The 16,232-nt window shown below is 66.0% G+C and carries 16 protein-coding genes; 6 read left to right on the forward strand and 10 right to left on the reverse strand.

The annotated features are described in order from the left end of the window. The first annotated feature begins 13 nt into the window (after positions 1-13). Positions 14-1,444, forward strand: coding sequence for a mercury(II) reductase (merA, locus tag DEF76_RS03700; RefSeq protein WP_275895700.1), 1,431 nt, complete (start codon positions 14-16; stop codon positions 1,442-1,444). A gap of 245 nt (positions 1,445-1,689) precedes the next feature. On the opposite strand, the gene DEF76_RS03705 is transcribed toward merA, so the two are convergent. Together DEF76_RS03705 and DEF76_RS03710 are read right to left on the reverse strand one after the other, a co-directional pair. Next, a complete protein-coding gene (locus tag DEF76_RS03705) occupies positions 1,690-1,953 on the reverse strand; it encodes a DUF2442 domain-containing protein (protein WP_114911168.1) in 264 nt (87 codons plus the stop codon). Beyond that, entirely contained in the window at positions 1,937-2,179 is a 243-nt protein-coding gene (locus tag DEF76_RS03710) for a DUF4160 domain-containing protein (protein WP_114911169.1), read from the reverse strand. The genes DEF76_RS03705 and DEF76_RS03710 overlap by 17 nt, the downstream gene beginning before the upstream one ends. 231 nt (positions 2,180-2,410) lie before the next feature. On the opposite strand from DEF76_RS03710, the gene DEF76_RS19645 reads away from it, so the two are divergent. Both DEF76_RS19645 and DEF76_RS03720 read left to right on the forward strand, forming a co-directional pair. Continuing rightward, the gene (locus DEF76_RS19645) at positions 2,411-2,551 is read left to right on the forward strand and encodes a hypothetical protein (protein WP_205216099.1); all 141 of its coding nucleotides are present in this window, start codon (positions 2,411-2,413) and stop codon (positions 2,549-2,551) included. A 65-nt stretch (positions 2,552-2,616) separates the two neighbouring features. After that, positions 2,617-3,837, forward strand: a complete 1,221-nt coding sequence (locus DEF76_RS03720; protein WP_114911171.1) for a glycosyltransferase family 4 protein — start codon at positions 2,617-2,619, stop codon at positions 3,835-3,837. Here DEF76_RS03720 and DEF76_RS03725 read toward each other — a convergent pair. From DEF76_RS03725 to DEF76_RS03735, 3 genes are read right to left on the reverse strand one after another with little or no spacing between them, the layout of a single operon-like run. Further along, positions 3,832-4,587, reverse strand: a complete 756-nt coding sequence (locus DEF76_RS03725) for an FkbM family methyltransferase (RefSeq protein ID WP_162800465.1) — start codon at positions 4,585-4,587, stop codon at positions 3,832-3,834. The two genes, DEF76_RS03720 and DEF76_RS03725, sit on opposite strands and share 6 nt — an antisense overlap. Before the next feature lie 20 nt (positions 4,588-4,607). Beyond that, positions 4,608-5,585 carry a glycosyltransferase family 2 protein gene (locus tag DEF76_RS03730; RefSeq protein ID WP_114911173.1) on the reverse strand — a complete coding sequence of 326 codons (978 nt, stop codon included), beginning with the start codon at positions 5,583-5,585 and terminating at the stop codon, positions 4,608-4,610. A 30-nt stretch (positions 5,586-5,615) separates the two neighbouring features. Beyond that, entirely contained in the window at positions 5,616-6,788 is a 1,173-nt protein-coding gene (locus DEF76_RS03735) for an acyltransferase family protein (protein WP_114911174.1), read from the reverse strand. A 74-nt stretch (positions 6,789-6,862) separates the two neighbouring features. Between DEF76_RS03735 and DEF76_RS03740 the strand changes: the two genes are divergently transcribed. Beyond that, a complete protein-coding gene (locus DEF76_RS03740) occupies positions 6,863-8,050 on the forward strand; it encodes a glycosyltransferase family protein (RefSeq protein ID WP_162800466.1) in 1,188 nt (395 codons plus the stop codon). Positions 8,051-8,128: 78 nt separating this feature from the next. On the opposite strand, the gene DEF76_RS03745 is transcribed toward DEF76_RS03740, so the two are convergent. Then, a complete protein-coding gene (locus DEF76_RS03745) occupies positions 8,129-9,184 on the reverse strand; it encodes a GHMP family kinase ATP-binding protein (protein WP_114911176.1) in 1,056 nt (351 codons plus the stop codon). Positions 9,185-9,186: 2 nt separating this feature from the next. Beyond that, a complete protein-coding gene (locus DEF76_RS03750) occupies positions 9,187-10,416 on the reverse strand; it encodes an HAD-IIIA family hydrolase (protein ID WP_240319100.1) in 1,230 nt (409 codons plus the stop codon). A 314-nt stretch (positions 10,417-10,730) separates the two neighbouring features. On the opposite strand from DEF76_RS03750, the gene DEF76_RS03755 reads away from it, so the two are divergent. Beyond that, positions 10,731-10,946 carry a hypothetical protein gene (locus DEF76_RS03755; protein WP_114911177.1) on the forward strand — a complete coding sequence of 72 codons (216 nt, stop codon included), beginning with the start codon at positions 10,731-10,733 and terminating at the stop codon, positions 10,944-10,946. On the opposite strand, the gene DEF76_RS03760 is transcribed toward DEF76_RS03755, so the two are convergent. From DEF76_RS03760 to DEF76_RS03770, 3 genes are read right to left on the reverse strand one after another with little or no spacing between them, the layout of a single operon-like run. After that, positions 10,939-11,889: an NAD-dependent epimerase/dehydratase family protein gene (locus DEF76_RS03760; RefSeq protein ID WP_114911178.1), complete on the reverse strand. Its 951-nt coding sequence runs from the start codon at positions 11,887-11,889 to the stop codon at positions 10,939-10,941. The two genes, DEF76_RS03755 and DEF76_RS03760, sit on opposite strands and share 8 nt — an antisense overlap. After that, positions 11,886-12,992: a glycosyltransferase family 4 protein gene (locus DEF76_RS03765; RefSeq protein ID WP_114911179.1), complete on the reverse strand. Its 1,107-nt coding sequence runs from the start codon at positions 12,990-12,992 to the stop codon at positions 11,886-11,888. Before DEF76_RS03765 ends, DEF76_RS03760 begins: the two co-directional genes overlap by 4 nt. Next, positions 12,989-15,079 carry an NAD-dependent epimerase/dehydratase family protein gene (locus tag DEF76_RS03770; protein ID WP_114911180.1) on the reverse strand — a complete coding sequence of 697 codons (2,091 nt, stop codon included), beginning with the start codon at positions 15,077-15,079 and terminating at the stop codon, positions 12,989-12,991. The genes DEF76_RS03765 and DEF76_RS03770 overlap by 4 nt, the downstream gene beginning before the upstream one ends. A gap of 158 nt (positions 15,080-15,237) precedes the next feature. Between DEF76_RS03770 and DEF76_RS03775 the strand changes: the two genes are divergently transcribed. Beyond that, the gene (locus DEF76_RS03775; protein ID WP_114911181.1) at positions 15,238-16,179 is read left to right on the forward strand and encodes a right-handed parallel beta-helix repeat-containing protein; all 942 of its coding nucleotides are present in this window, start codon (positions 15,238-15,240) and stop codon (positions 16,177-16,179) included. Positions 16,180-16,232 lie beyond the last annotated feature (53 nt).

The following is a 16,232-nucleotide window of genomic DNA, read 5'->3' on the forward strand; positions in this document are numbered from 1 at the left end:
GGAAACAAATCCGATGTCTAACTGTTGTGCGGCGCCCGGCGCGGGCGCATCGACCCCTGACCTCGTGGTGGTTGGCGCCGGCTCGGCGGGATTTTCGGCGGCGATCCGGGCGAGCGAACTCGGCGCGCGCGTCGCCTTGATCGGGTCGGGGACGATCGGCGGCACCTGCGTCAATATCGGCTGCGTGCCGTCCAAAACGCTGATCCGCGCCGCCGAGACGCTGCACCAGGCGAAGGCGGCGGCGCGTTTCGCCGGGATCGCGGCGGAGGCGCGGCTTGCCGATTGGTCGGCGCTGCTCGCCCAGAAAGACGCCTTGGTCGCCGACATGCGCGACGCGAAATATGCCGCCCTGCTGCCCGACTATGAGGGGATCCGCTACGTCGCGGGCGCTGCCCGCTTCACCGCGGGCGGCCTCGTCGCCGGCGATGAGCACTTTCCCGCCGCGCGCGTCGTCATCGCGACCGGCGCCGCACCGGCGATCCCAGCGATTCCGGGCATCAACGAGGTGCCCTATCTCACCAGCACCTCGGCGCTCGCGCTCGCGCGGCTGCCGCGCTCGCTGCTGGTGATTGGTGGCGGCGTGATCGGCTGCGAATTGGGCCAGATGTTCGCGCGCTTCGGCGTTGCCGTCACCCTCGTCTGCCGCTCGCATCTCCTGCCCGGCTTCGCGCCGGAGGTGGTCGCGGCGCTGACCGGCTATTTGCGCGAGGAAGGGATCACCGTCCGCTGCGGCGTTGCTTATCAGCGCATCGCGCGCGATGCGGCCGGCATCGCGCTCGCCGTGACGGCCGATGGCCGACCGGAAACGATCCGCGCCGAGCAGGTTCTGGTCGCGACCGGGCGGGCGCCGAACAGCGCTGGGCTCGACCTCGCTTCCGCCGGCATCGCGACCGACGCGCGCGGCGCCATCACCGTCGATGACTTCCTCGCAACCTCCCGCCCCGGCGTTTATGCCGCCGGCGACGTCACCGGCCGTGACCAGTTCGTCTATATGGCGGCCTATGGCGCGAAGCTCGCGGCCGAGAATGCGCTGAACGGCAATGCCCGCCGCTACGATGCCCGCGCCATGCCAGAGGTGGTGTTCACCGACCCGCAAGCGGCGCGCGTCGGCCTCACCGAAGAGCAAGCCCGCGCCGAGGGGCACGCGGTGCGCACGGTGACGCTCGCGCTCGATCAGGTGCCGCGGGCGCTCGCCGCGCGCGATACGCGCGGGCTGATCACGCTGGTCGCCGAAGAGGGCAGCCTGCGCTTGCTCGGGGCGCAGATCCTGGCGCCGGAAGGGGCGGATGCGATCCAGACGGCGGTGCTCGCGATCAAGCACCGGCTGACCGTCACCGATCTCGCCGAAACCCTGTTCCCCTATCTCACCACCGTCGAGGGGCTGAAACTCGCGGCGCTCGGGTTCCAGAAGGACATCGCCAAACTCTCCTGCTGCGCCGGATAGGGTTTTTCCCCCGCGCGGGTCGCTATCGGGCAGCGGCGGGAGCAGGTGGCGGCGAATTCGCTATTCCATGGCCGCGCACCGCGTGACGGTGGCGCCGGCGACCCAGCGGATCGGCCGCGCAAACGGGAACAGGAACGGGCCGAACCGATACCCAATAGCGCACGAAAAGGGAGAAATTCGATGATTTTTCGGGGATAAGAAAGCGTTCTTTTTTGAAAAAAAGAACCAAAAAACTTTTGCTGGTTTTACGCCGCGTCCGGCAGGGGATGCGCGGGGTGGGTTTGGTCTCCGAGGCCGGCGAGGAGGCCGGCGATGGAAATATCCTCGTCGAGCTGATCCCAATGCAGGCCGCGCGGGCTGATCTCGAAGGCCATGCGTTCTTCCGGGCGGGCGCGGAGCAGCCGGGGAAACCATGCCAGCGGCACGCCGAGAACGCGCCCGTCCCGCAAGGTGACCCAGAGGGAACAGTCATCGAACCGGACGGCAACGGCCTCAGGCGAAGAATTCATCCCACTTCCTCATGATCAGGTTCCTGTTGGCCTCGATCATCGCCACTAGCACACGCTGAGTTCGGGCGTCGAAACCATCACTATACGCGATCCTGATCTCGGGCGTGAGCCAAAATTTTGCTTCCCTGCCACCCGCGCGGACGTGAACATGCACGGATTCCCGCGGATTGCCTTCATTGGCATAGAAGAAAAACTTGAACCCATCCTGGTGGAAAATCACCGGCATTGAGGCCCCCTTGGCTGCGGAAGCCGCCTTTATCGCTCACGCCCTTGCCCCCTGCATCCATTCATTTTCAGAGAAGCGTAACTAAGATTGCGGCGGCGCGAGAAGGCGGGCCATTTTGTGCTTGCGCGGGGCGGCGATACCGGCCTTAAGCTTGCGCCCGGCGCCGTCGAATGGCGGCCCCGTCGCGGGCGCCTCGACGGGCGGGAAATTTCAGCACAAGGACCAAGCGACATGGGCAAGGGCGACAAACAACGCGGCAACCGCGAGGCCAAGAAGCCGAAGGCGAACAAGAAGGTCGCGCCGGTGAGTTCGACGTTCCTGAAACCGCGGCCGGAGGCTCCGAAGCCGGGCGCCAAGCCGGCGCCAAAATAGGCGGGGCGGCGAAGCCGGGAAGGATTGGCTATTCAGTGGCCGTTAACCGCGTGTAGAGTGACGCGGTGCGCGCATTATTGATCTGCCCCGATACCCCGCCAGATGCGGTAAACCAAGCCGGCGGGACGCGGCGGCTTGGCCTTTTCGTGGAGGCCATCGGCCGGATCGCCGATGAGATCGAGATGCTCTTTCTCGTCCCGGAAAATTTCATTCGGGAGGCACCGGACGAGGCAACGCTGTCCCGCCAGCAATCGGCCTTCTGGGGGCGTGCCATCCGGGCGATGCTCGCGCCGCTCGAACGGCGGCAGGAAAATAACCTCAACCATTATGTGCTGCCGACCATTTCGATCCGCCACCATCCGTTTTTCCATGCCTATTCCGGCGATCGTCAGGTTGCGGCGGTGGCCGAGCGGCTGAGACAAAAATACGATCTCGTCTTCGTGCAGCGGCTCGCTGCCATGTCTCCGGTCTTGCGGACAAACATGGCGCTACCGCCGACTTTCCTCGATCTTGACGACGTCGAACACAAGGCGCGGCTGCGCGCGGCGCTGGCGCCACCGCGCTATCCCGGGAAATATGCCCATGTTGCGCAGATTCCGGCGATCCATCTGGCGGAACGGCGCGCGGCGCGGTTGGCGCGGGCGACATTCGTGTGTTCGGAGCTGGATGATCGCTATCTCACCCGGCTTGGCCTCAGACGGCTGCATGTGGTGCCAAACGCCGTGCCGCTTCCCGAGCGAAAATACCGCGCCGTTGTCGAGAAAACGATCCTCTATCTCGGCAATTACGGCCATGCGCCGAATATCGGCGCCGCCGAGCGGCTGATCCGCCGCATTTTCCCGGCGGTGCGCGACGCGGTGCCGGACGCGCGGCTGCTGATTGCGGGGAGCCCGCCGGCGGCGTTGCCGTCTTCAAAAAATCCGCCGGACGGAGTCGATTTTCTCGGCTTCGTCCACGATCTCGACGCACTTTACGCCGCCGCGCGCGTCGTGTGCTGCCCGATCACCGAAGGCGGCGGCACGCGGGTCAAGATCATCGAAGCCGGCGCCTATGGCCGGCCGGTGGCCTCAACGCGCGTCGGCGCCGAGGGGCTGAATTTCGTTGCCGGCCGAGAAATCATCCTGGCCGACAGCGACGAAGACCTCAGCCGCGCCTGCGTCGCGCTGTTGAACGATGCGGAACGCTGCGAGCGGATCGGCGCGGCTATCCAAGAAAAAGTGTATCAGGCATACAACCCTGAGCGGGTCGTCGAGTCGATCACGAACTTAATTAAGCGCGACCTATAGCCTGCTCTTGTTGATCATATAGAGATCGAATTCGATCAGGCGTGGAAAATGCCCTTCGTTGTTCGGAAAAATCCCGCTCATGACAAAATCTCTGGCTTCGAGATAGTCGATAATGTCTTTGTAGACGGGCGCATTTTGATATATCGGCACCACAGACACCTCCACTTGCAAGGCGGGAATGGCGGCAAGGCTGCGGGAGGCGCCTTTCAGAACTTCTAGATCAAATCCTTGAGTATCTATCTTTAGGTAGGCGTTCTTCTTATGGTATTTCCGGGTGATCTCATCATAAACTTCGTCAACAGTGCGGGTTTTCACCATAACTTTTTCTCGCACGACGTTGAGATCGACAAACAGTTTGGTGTCGTCGTGTTTTGGATCTCGAAATGAATTGAGTTCTGTGTTCTCCATCACGTTGAATTCGAATTCGCCGTTTTCCGAGCCCAACGCGATGTCTTCGATTACCCAGGATTTTTCACGTGAGGCCTTTTCCTTCAACACGCGAGCGAGATTGGGAGTTGGCTCAAAAGAAACAACCAGCCCCTCGTAGCCGACTTCGTTGCGCAGGAACTGATAGTATTGTCCGACATTCGCGCCGACGTCGAAGACCACATCGACGTCCAGAAATTTGAAAAGTTTCTGGAGATATTCCGATGCCGTATAGGAGTGCAGGCGCCAATTTGGTATGATTGTATAACCAAATTTCTTGGCGGCTCCAAAGACTCGTTTCTTCAATCCGCTGGCGCTGCTCATGGTCTCTGTTGGTCCTTCGATCATGCCTGGGCGGCAGGAAAAAATCTTTTTGCGGCGGCGACGATGGCGCTGCCGCTCAAGCGCGTCATTCCGCTGGGCGCCTGGTAAGCCCCGCCTTTCCCCCGCAGCCCGTCCCAGAGGCCGGCGCGCACCGCGTCCACATGGGCTTGGCTGTCGCGCATGCGGTCGATCTGGCGCGCCTGGCGCAGAATCGTCCAGAGCAGGGCGCGCAGATATTTTTTCGTCGGGCAGAATTTCCGCCACATCAGAATTTCGTTGCGGGTCATGAAGTAGAAATAATACGGTTTCACATCCCGAGGCGAGAGGATCGTCGGCTTGGCTGCGTGAAAAATCACCGCATCGAACACCATGACATTGCGGAAGCCGGCCAGAGCACTGCGGATCGAATAGTCGATATCCTCCCAATAGGCGAAAATCCGCTCATCGAGCAGCCCGATTTTTTCGACCAGTGCGCGCCGCGCCAGCATCGCCGTGCCCCAGAGCGCCATGTGGCCGGGCTCGGCCGCTTGCCAGAGGCGGGCTTTTTCCAGATCTTCGGTCGGCTCATAGGTGGGCGCCGCGAGGTCGAAGCGGCCGCCGGCGAAGTGGATGGTGGCGTGGTCCTGATCGTCGCAGACCAGCGGGCTTGCGAGGCCGATGGCGGGATCCGCCTCGCAGGTGGCGATCAGCCGGGCCAGGGTGTCGGGCGCGGCGGTGGCGTCGTTGTTGAACAGCCAGAGATAATCCGCCCCGTCCGCCAGCGCGCGCCGCATGCCGAGATTGTTGCCGCCGGTGTAGCCGAGATTTTCGGGGCTCTCGATCAGCGTGATGCGCTCGCCGAGGGCGCGCAACGCCGCAAGCGAGCCATCGGTCGAGCCATTATCGACGACCAGGAGGCGGACATTTGGATAGGTCTGCCGCTCCAGTGACTCAAGACAGCGCAGCGTGTCCTCCGCGCCATTCCAGTTGAGGACAATGATGGCGACAGCCGGCGGCATGGGGCGTTCCTGGTGTCTAAGAAAAAAACTTTACTGGCCCGCCATCGCCGCCGCAAGCCGCGCCCGGCGGGCGTTGATCAGGCGGCGGCCGAGGGCGATCATCGGCCGCTCGATCACGTGATAGGTGCAGAAGGCGCAGAGACAGGTCGCGCCGGTGACCGCAAGCCAGCCGGCGGCATAGGCCAGGATCGCCGCGAGACCGCTGGCCCCGGTGTGGAACAGAAGCGGGAAGCGCCCAGGGAGAAGCTCGATCGCGGCATAGTGGATCAGATAGGCGCTGAAGCTGATTTTCCCGACCCAGGCGACGAGCGGATTGACGAAGAGGCCGCCCGGCGCGGCGCGCGAGAGGGCCAGGACGAAGAGCGCAAGCGGCAGGCTGGCGGCTTGCGCGTGTCCGATCGGCCAGCCCGCCTCGCCCGCCCATTGCGGCACCGCGGCCCAGGCGAGCGCGAAAAATCCCACCAGCGCGAGGCCGGCGATGGCGCCGGCAAAGCGCTGCGGGATGATCGCCGCCGGCCGCAAGAGGAAGAACACCATTGTGCCGAGCGCGAAGACCGGCAATTGGTTGGGAAACCAGAAATAGAGAATGTCCTCGACGGCGCGCGTCGAATAGCGCTCGCCCCACAGGGCGAAACCCACCCGGTTGGCGAGAATGGCAAAGAGCAAGGCCGCGAGCGTGAAGACGATGGCGCGCCGGAGCGAGGTAATGAATGAGGCGATGAGCGGGAACAGGGCGTAGAAGGTGAATTCCACGCTGACGCTCCAGCCGCCCGGGATCACCGACCATTGGCCCATCACGGTCGGCGCGGTCAGCGGGTGCCAGAGATTGACGAAACCATAGGCGGTGAGGAATTGCGCGAGGTCGAACCCATGCGCCGGCGGGTCGAGCCACCAATAAAACAGGCCGCCGAGATAATAGGCCGGCAGAATGCGAAAGACGCGGCGGAGGAAAAACGCGCCGATATCGGCGCGCCCGCGCCGCGCGACTTCGCCATGCCAGGAAAGCAGAAGCGTGACACAGCTCGCGAGAAAGAACAGCTGCACCCCGTGCCAGCCGAGGACGGTCAGGCGATGGACGGGATAGGGCAGTTCGGGATAGCTGAACGTGAGATGGCAGGTGATGACGAGCAGGATGGCATAGCCACGAACCGCGTCGATATAGGCGAAAACCGGATGCTCGGCCCCGCCCGTTTCCTCCGCCATGCGTTCATTCCCCCTTCACGTTGCGCGAGGATAAGCGATAAACCGACTGTCTTCCAATGTCGCGCGAGTGTTTCGTGATCCTGATTTTCGAGATGACCTGGCGCGCGCGCGCGCATGTCCCCGGCAACGCCGCGACCATCGACACCATCGCCCGGGCTTTTCCAGAGCAGGAGATCCGGGTTTTCGCCGAGGCCGAGCATCTCAGCGGGCTCAGGGCGCTGCTCGGGGGGGGTGCGAAAAAAATCGCGTTCTTTCCCGCCGCCGACCCCGCCTATCTTCAGGGCAAGACGCATATCGTCTCCGCCCGCCGTTTCGCGCGGGAGTTCGCAACATTGCGCCAGGCGCTGGCCGGCGCGCCGGCGGGGGAAAACCTGTTCCTGTTTCTGCTTTCCGCGACCTCGACCGCGATTTTCGCCGTCGCGCTGCTGGTCCGGCGCGCGCGCCGGATCAAGGGCGTTCATATCGGGCTGCACGGCAATCTCAACGAAATCACCGGCTGGCGCTCACGCAACCCGCTCGTCCGCGCCTTCGATCTCCGCGCGGCGCTGGCGGCGCCGCTGGGGAAAAAGCTCCGCTTTCTGGTCCTCGAAGAGGCGATCCGGCGGGAACTCGCGCGGATTTTGCCGCGTGCCGGGGCGCGCGCCGATGTTTTGTCGCTCCCGGTCAATCTCGGCGAGGTGGCAAGTGCGCCGCCGCCCTTTGCCCCGCCTTGGCGCTTCGGCCTGATCGGCCAGGCGACGCGCGACAAGGGGATCGAGGTGTTTCTCGAAATCGCGCGGCGGATGAAGGCGCGGTTTGGCGAGCGCGTCGAATTCTACGTCATCGGCATGATCCGCCATGACGCCGATCAGGCGCCGTTCGCGGTGCTGGCCCATCCGCCCGATCATGGCGGTCTCTCGCGCGCCGATTTCACCGCCCGGCTGGCCGCGATGCATTACATTCTGATGCCGCTCGCGCCGAGCTATTACGCGCTTTCGGCGAGCGGCGCGGTGATCGATGCCGTCACCTGGCGCAAACCGATGATCGGCTTTCGCCTGCCCATCCTCGCCGATCTCTTCGCCCGCTTCGGCGATCTCGGCAGGCTGGTGGACAGCACCGATGCGATGGCGGACGCGGTTGCGGATCTCGTCGAAACCCCCGATCAGGCAGGCTATGCCGCATGGCAAGCCGCCCTCAGTGAGGCGCGCGCAAGCCGCGATCCCGCCGCCCTCGCCGCCGGCTACGCCGCATTGGTCGCGGAAAAATTCCCTGACTTCGGGTAGAAAATTTTTTGCTTCTTTTTTATAAAAAAGAAGCGCTTTCTTGTTCTTTTTTGAAAAAAAACCAAAAAACGTTTCCCCCTACGCGATCCAGGATTCGGCGCCGCCCTGCGTGAAATGCACGCCGCCCGCCTCGCCGCCGGCGGCGCGGAGGGCGCGCAGCACCGCCATGCGGCGCGCCGGCGGCACGATGAACATCATGAACCCGCCACCGCCGGCGCCGGAAACCTTGCCACCGATGGCGCCGGCGGCGAAGGCTTCATCCAGCAGACGGTCGATCGCGCCGGTGCTGACCCCGGCGGCGGTGGCCTTTTTCGCGCGCCAGGAGCGGTTCAGAATCTCCGCCATGTGCGCAATCTCGCCGCGCAGCAGGGCGAGCTTCATCTCGATCGCATCGCGCTTGAGACGATGCAGGTTTTCGAGCGCGGCGCCATCGGGCAGGGCCATGTTGCGCTGCTGCTCGGCGATGATTTTTTCCGACGCGCGCGAGACGCCGGTGAAACAGACCACCATCGAGGTCTCAAGCTCGTTCAGCATCGCCGGCGTCACCCGCAGCGGGTTGACGATCACCCGGTCACCGGGAAGAAATTCGATGAAATTGGCGCCGCCGAAGGTCGCCGCGTATTGATCCTGCTTGCCGCCGGCAAGACCGAGATCGATCCGCTCGATCTCATAGGCGAGATGGGCGATGTCATAGGGCCCGAGCGGGGCGGCAAGCCGCGCAACGAACGCCTCGACCAGGGCGACGACCAGCGCCGAGGAGGAACCAAGGCCCGAGCCTGGCGGCGCATCGACGAAGGAGGTGAGGCGGAACGGCGCCATCCGCCCGCCGGCGTGCTCTGCGATCATCCGCCGCGCGACCCCGGCATGGAGGGCGAGACGGGCGCCGGCGAAGGTCACGTCATCGGCCGCGAAATCCTCCTCGATGCCGAGATCGGGGGCGATGAAATGGCTGCGCCCGTCCGTCGAGGGTTCGATGAAGGCATAGGCAAAGCGATTGATGGTGACGTTGAGCACGGCGCCGCCATGCGCCTCGCTATACGGGTTGAGATCGGTGCCGCCGCCGGCAAGCCCGAGGCGAAGCGGGACGCGCGCGCGCACCGTGGCGCCGGGGGCGGGTTGCGAGGTCGCGAGCATGGTCAAAACTCCGCGATGGGGGTGAGAGAGGCAAGATGGGGGGCAAGGAAGGCGAACAGATCGCCGCCCGGAAACAAAAGCCCGCGCACGCCGGCCGCGGCGGCCGCCGCGAGATCGCTTTCCTTGTCGCCGACGAGAAGCGCCCGGGCGGGATCGACCTCCCAGGCGCGCATCAGATCGAGGATCATCCCCGGCCCGGGCTTGCGCCAGTCGCTTTCGCGGCGATAGGCGGCAACAGACCCCTCCGGGTGGGTCGGGCAGAAGCGGATATCGTCGATCGTGCCGCCGGCGCGCCGCACCTCCGCGACCATCCAGGCGTGCAGATCAGTGACCGCCGCCTCGTCATAGAATCCGCGCGCAACGCCGGCCTGATTGGTGACGACGAAAACGTGCAAGCCGGCCTCGGTCGCCGCCCGGATCGCCGCCTTCGCGCCCGGCATCCATTCGAACCGCGCGCGCGTGCCGACATAGCCGTGATCGACATTGATCACCCCGTCGCGGTCGAGAAAGAGGGCAGGGCGGTGCAATTGGCGCGGGATTTCGGCGGCGGCGCGGGCGAGATCGGCGGGGATGCCGATATCGCGGAAATAGCCGCTCGCGACCATCCCGCGCACCGCGCCGCGCGCCGCGAGCGCCGGCAGCACGTCGCGCTCCAGCGAACAACGCGGCGCGAGATGCGCAACGATCTCGCGTGACATCAGATAGAGGCCGGCATTGATCAGCCCCGGACCCGCCTGCGCCGGCCGCTCGGCGAAGGCGATGACGCGCTCGCCCTCCAAGGTCACGACGCCATAGCGGCTGGCATCGGGGATGGCGCGCAGCACCATGCGCGCGAGCCCCGCCGGCGGTGCGCCGAGCAGGGGGGCGAGGTTGCAGTCAAACAAAGAATCGCCGTTGCACAGCAGAAACCGCGGCGCCAGCAGGTCGCGCGCGTGAAACACCGCGCCGCCGGTGCCGGCGCGCTCGGGCTCTTCCGAGACCGTGATGCCGACCGCGGCGGGGAGGGTGCGGCGGATCGCCGGGATGGCGTCGCGCAGCCGCTCGGCGAGATGGCCGGCGAGGAGAACGAAATCATCGATGCCGAAGCGGATCATCTCGCGCATCAGCCAGGCGAGGAACGGCCGGTCGCCGATCGGAAGGATCGGCTTCGGGGTGGTTTCGGCGAGCGCGCCAAGACGGCTCGCCATCCCGCCGGCGAGGATCACGCATTGCCGGATCGCGGGTTCGCCCACGGCGCGGCCTAGCGGCTGATGGCGGCGCGAAAAAGCCGCGCGGGAAAGAAATAATTGATTGAGATCAAGACGCAGTCGTTTCCGGGCGGTATAAGGGCGCGTGCCGATATTTTTCCAGACGAGCCTGCTTTGTCGCAAGTATTTGAAGGGGACATCGCGGCGTTGGGCGTTGGCATTACCTTGATTTGCCTTCTCATGGTATTACGTCTCTTGTCGAGAGAATGCGAAATCCACGGTCCACGCGGGGCGCGGACCGCAAGCGGGGGGTGATCGTAACCGGAGATTAACCATTGACCATGTATACACGCTTGCACATGTTCAAATTCCCTTCGCTGTCTGGGGTGTTCATGCCGTTTGCCGCCCGCGGCGAGCCGGGCCGGAAGCGGGAACGGCGCGCCCTCAGCGAAATGGGTCGGCGCGAGGCGCCGCTGCCGTGGAAATTCGCTCTGCCGCTGATCGTCGCGCTCTCGCTCGTTCTTTGGGCGGTGATCATCGTCGCCGCCGAACGGCTGCTGAGCGCGATCATCTGACCGCAACCGTCTCCAGCCAGTTCAGCGTCGCGGCGAGCCCCTGGCGCAGCGGCACCGGCTCGCCGAGCCCGAGCGCCGTCCGCAATGCCTCCGGCGCGCCGAGGGAGTGGCGGATTTCGCCCTTACGCGCCGGCGCGGGACGAATGTCGGCCGCGCGCCCGCAGAGACCGGCGATACTCTCGGCGAGATCGCGCACCGAGGTCGCGCACCCGGTGCAGACATTGAAGACCGCGCCTGGCGCGACCCGTTCGCCCCGCAATTGCCGCATCGCGGCGGCAAGGGCGGCGACGACATCGGCGACATAGACGAAATCGCGCGTCTGCCCGCCATCGCCGAACACCGCCACCGGTTGCCCGGCGCGGAGGCGATCGCAAAAAATCGAAATTACCCCCGAATAGGGCGAGCGCGGATCCTGGCGCGGGCCATAGACGTTGAAAAAGCGCAGGCCAAGGGTCGGGATACCGTGCACGTGGCTCGCCACCCGCGCATGGTGCTCGCACCCGAGCTTGTCGGCGCCATAGGCCGAAAGCGGCCGCGTCGCGGTCTGCTCGGTGATCGGCAAGGCCGCCGCATCGCCATAAACCGCGGCCGAGGAGGCATAAACCACCGGCACCGGCGCCGGCAGGGTGCGGAGCACCTCAAACAGCGTGATCAAGCCACCGAGATTGACCTGATGCGTCGCAAGCCAGGCCTCGATCCCGCGCTCGACGGAGGCGATGGCGGCGAGATGAAAGCAGCCGGCGATGCCCTGGGCGGCGCTTCGCATCAGCGCGGGGTCGGTGATCGAGCCTTCGATGAAGGTGACCCCCTCGGGCACATTCTCACGCCGCCCGGTGGAAAGATCATCGACCACCCGCACCCGGTGCCCGTCGGCGAGCAGGGCGGCGACGAGGTGCGAGCCGATGAACCCGGCGCCGCCGGTAACCAGATAGGTCTCGCTCATATCCCCTCCTTTACCGCGCGCGCCGCGGCACCGCCGAATAAATCGTCATAGGCGGAAAACATCGCCTGTTGGTCGAAAACCTGCTCGGCCCGCGCCCGGTTCGCCGCCCCGATCGCCGCCCGCGCCGCCGGCTCGGCAAGCAAGCGCGCGATCGCCCCGGCCAGCGCGTCCGCGGCCAGCGGCACGACATAGGGCGCGTTCTCCGGCGCCAGCATCGTCCGCACATCGCCGACATCGGTCGCCGCGACCGCCAGCCCGCTCGCCATCGCCTCCAGAACCGAAAGCGGCATCTGCTCGGTATCCGATGACAACGCAAAAACATCAAAAAACCGATAAAGTGCTGCGGGTTCGGCGACCGCGCCGGTGAAATGGGCGCGCACGCCGCGCCGTGCCGCCTCCGCTTCCAAGGCTGCCCGCGCCGGCCCGTCGCCGACGATGACGAGCAGCGGCATCGGCGCCGGCAAAGCGGCGCAGGCGGCGATCAGGCGGGAGAGATTTTTCTCCGCCCGCAACGCCGCGACGGTGCCGACCACCGGCGCGCCATGCGCCTCCCAGGGCGGCATCCCGCGCGGGCCGGGCGCGAAGCGGGCGAGATCGACCCCGTTCGGCACATAGCGCAGCCGCCGCCGCGGCAGCCGCCAAATGTCGGTCGCGATGCGATAAAGATTTTCCGAGGGCAGCATCACCGTCGCACGGCGGAGAACGAGGCGCCGCAGCCAAACCCTGCGCCGGAGCTGCCGCGCCCGCTCCTCGGGGCCAAACCCGTCCTCCATGTGGAGATGCGCAACGCCCGCGAAGAGATTGGCCATCGCCCACTCGATCGTGCCCCAGTTGCTGGTGACCAGAAGATCGGGGCGGAGCGCGCCGAGCAGCGCCCGGATGCGGCGGAGATTGGCGAGCGTTTCGCCCTTTTGCAGCGGATTGTCGACGAACGTGACGTCGAGCCCGGGCGCCAGCCGGGCGCGGCACTCGGTATTGCCGTCCATCGCGAAGATCATATGGCGATAGCGGGTGCCGAAATGATTGGCGAGCATCGCAAAGCGCATCTGCGGCCCACCGACCGCGAAGGTCGAGAACACATGCAAAAGACGCGGCGGCGTCATCGCGCCGCCGCGCCAAACGCCTCGGCGAGGAAGGTCGCGCGATCGGCGACCGGCTGCCAGCCGAGCGCTTCCTTCGCATCCGTGCAGTCAAACCGCGCGCGCAGGCCGCGGGAAAGCAGATCATGAAAGCTCGGCGCCGCAGCCTTGCGCCCGCCGAGCCGCTTGATCAGCCATTTCCCCCGCTCGATGAGCAGGAGGCGAAGCGGCGATTGCGGATGAAAGCGAAGCGGCCGGCCGAGCGCGGCGGCGAGGGCTTCGGTATAGTCGCGGGCGCTGAGCCGAACATCGCCGACCAGGTTGAAAGCGCGCCCGCCGATCCCCGGCGCCGCGCAGGCGCTGGCGATCGCCGCCGCGACGTCGCCGGCGAGCACGAAAGGGAGCGGGTTGCGCCCGTCATTCCAGCCGAGACAGTGCTGTTCGTTGTTATAGACGCCGAGCCCGCTATGAAACGGCGAGGTGCCGGCCCCGACCACGAGGCCGGGGCGGAGAATGACGATCTCCAACCCTTGGCGCCCGTTTTCGGCGAGCAAAGCGCGATCGCAGATCGCCTTGGCGCGGGCGTAATCGGCGCGCTTCTCGGCCTTGGGGTCGGGCGGGGTCGCGCCGGTGACTGGCGCTGCTTGCGGGCCGAGATAGAGCCCGGCGATCGAGCCGATATGAATGAGCCGCCGCACGCCATGGGCACGGCAGACCGCGGCCACCGTCTCGGCGCCGCCGACCATTGCCTGGCGGATCTCCGCGAAACTGCCGCCGCCGCCGCCATGGGCGAGATTGACGACCACCGGCGCCGCGCCGATCGCTTCTGCCACCGCCGCGGCGTCATTGATGTCGCCGCCATGAAGCGACACCGCCGGGTCGTGAAAAATCGCCGGCAGATTGCGGATCGAGCGCGCCATGACGGCGACCCGCTTGCCGTCTGCGACCAAGCGCGCGACCAGATGCCGGCCAATGAACCCGGTGCCGCCGAGCACCGCGACGTCAGCCCCGCCGTCACCCGCGGGCTCGAGCGCCGGCGCCGGCGAAGCCGGCGGGAAAACCGCCGCGATCCGCTCGCAGGTCGCAACCAGCGCGGCACCGAAAGCGCCATCCAGCGGCGGTTGCGCGCCACTCGCCAGCGCCGCGTGAAAGGCGGCGATGCTGCCTTGCATGCTGAGAAAGAACGGGTCGCTCGGCGGGCGGAGCCGCAGCATCGCAAGCCCATAGGCCGCGAGATTGCCGAGACTGTCGCGGGCGGTCTCTGCCGCGAGATGCGTCCCCGACAGCGCATGATCGAGCGCGTCGAGCCAGCGCGTCCGCCCCTCGCGGGTGTAGCGATTGGTGAGGATATCGGCGGTGAGCACGCCATCATCGCCAACGACGCTGATCCGCCATACCGGATAGGACTGCCCGACCGCGAAATGGAGCTGCGCCGGAAGCCGCGCGCCGGCGAGCGAGACCTCGAGGGTGGGGAAGAAATCCACCCCCGGCGCGAGTTCGAGGCTGGCCCCGGCGAGCGCCCGCACCTCACCGATCGGGCCGGCGAGCGTGGCGATCTGCGAAAGCGGATGCACTGCCTGCTCGAGCAGGATGTTGCCCGGCGCCTGGAACATCCAATGGCCGAATTGTCCCGCCGCGAGTTGGCGGAGCGGCACATGATAAAGGCAGCTCAGGAAGCGCGGCCGCCCGATCGCGCCGGCGGAAAGCGCCTGGCGGAGACGAACAAAGGCGGGGTGGTGGACGAAATTCTGATTGACGCCGAGCACGACCCCGCACGCCGCCGCGCGTTCGACCAAGCGCTGCGCGTCAGACGCCGTGGTGGCGAGCGGCTTTTCGAGCAGCACCGGAATGCCGGCCGCGATCAGCGGTTCCGCGACCACGTGATGAAGCGGCGGCGGCACCAGGACATGGGCGGCATCGATCCCACCCGCCGCCAGCGCTGCCTCGACCGAGGGAAACACCGCCTCGGTCGCGCAGGCGCGCGCAAGCCGCCGCGCCGCCGCCTCGTTCGGATCGATGACGGCGGCAATCGTGAAACCTTGGAGGGATTTCAGGGCATCCGCATGGACGCGGGCGATATAGCCGGCGCCAACCAGGGCAATGCGTTTCACCGTTTGCGGGCTCGTTTCATGTCGTTACGTCGGTTCGTCGCGTCGGTTACCGCGCCGCGCCGGGCGGCGCGACGGTGAGACCATTATTCCATGCCGATAGCAAATTCGGCATTAATGGCATCAGGCGGCCGGCGCAATCGCGGCCAAATGGCGGAGGCATGACGATGCGGGGCGAAACCGGCTGGCGGGGGGCGTTCATTGTCGGGATTTTCTGTCTCATCGCCTCGGGCGCGGCCCAAGCGCGCACGCTCCTCGTCGGGCCGGGGCGTCTCCTGCATCTCCCAAGCGGGGCCGCCGCCATCGCCGCGCCCGGCGACCGGATCGAAATCGACCCCGGGGTTTACGAGGATTGCGCCGTCTGGCGCGCCGATCACCTCACCATCACCGGCGCCGGGCCGGGCGTCGTCATCGAGAACCGCATCTGTCAGGGCAAGGCGATTTTCGTGACCGAAGGCGCCTCGATCACCATCGCCCGCCTCACCCTCCGCCACGCCCGCGCGCCCGAACATAATGGCGCCGGCATCCGCGCCGAGGGCGGCGATCTCACCCTCCGCGCCGTCCGTTTCCTCGATAACGAGGACGGCATCCTCGCCGCCGCCGCCCCGCGCGCGACGATCCGCATCGAGGACAGCGTGTTCGAGGGCAACGGCGTCTGCGCCCCGGTCTGCGCGCATGGCATCTATGTCAACGACCTCGCCAAACTTTCCGTCATCCGCTCGCGCTTTTTCGAAACCCATGACGGCCATCACATCAAATCGCGCGCCCGCGTGACCGAATTGATTGGCAATACCCTCACCGACGGGCCACGCGGCACATCGAGCTACCTCGTCGATCTGCCCAATGGCGGGGCGCTCCTGATGCAGGACAACACGCTGGAAAAAGGCCCGAAAACCGAAAACACCGGCACCGCGATCGCGATCGGCGAAGAAGGCGTGACCCACCCCAACGGCACCATCACCCTCACCGCCAACCACTTCACCAATGACGGCCCGACGGAGACGGTGTTCGTACGCAATCTCTCCCCGATCCCGGCCCGGCTTCGGGGCAATGTCTTCGCCGGCAAGGTCATCCCCCTGATCGGGCCCGGGGAAAGCGAATAACGGGGAAAAAAGTTCTTTTTTGAAAAAAAGAACCAAAAAACTTTCCCCGTTGG

Origin of the sequence: Acidibrevibacterium fodinaquatile (assembly GCF_003352165.1) — a bacterium.
GTDB lineage: Bacteria > Pseudomonadota > Alphaproteobacteria > Acetobacterales > Acetobacteraceae > Acidibrevibacterium > Acidibrevibacterium fodinaquatile.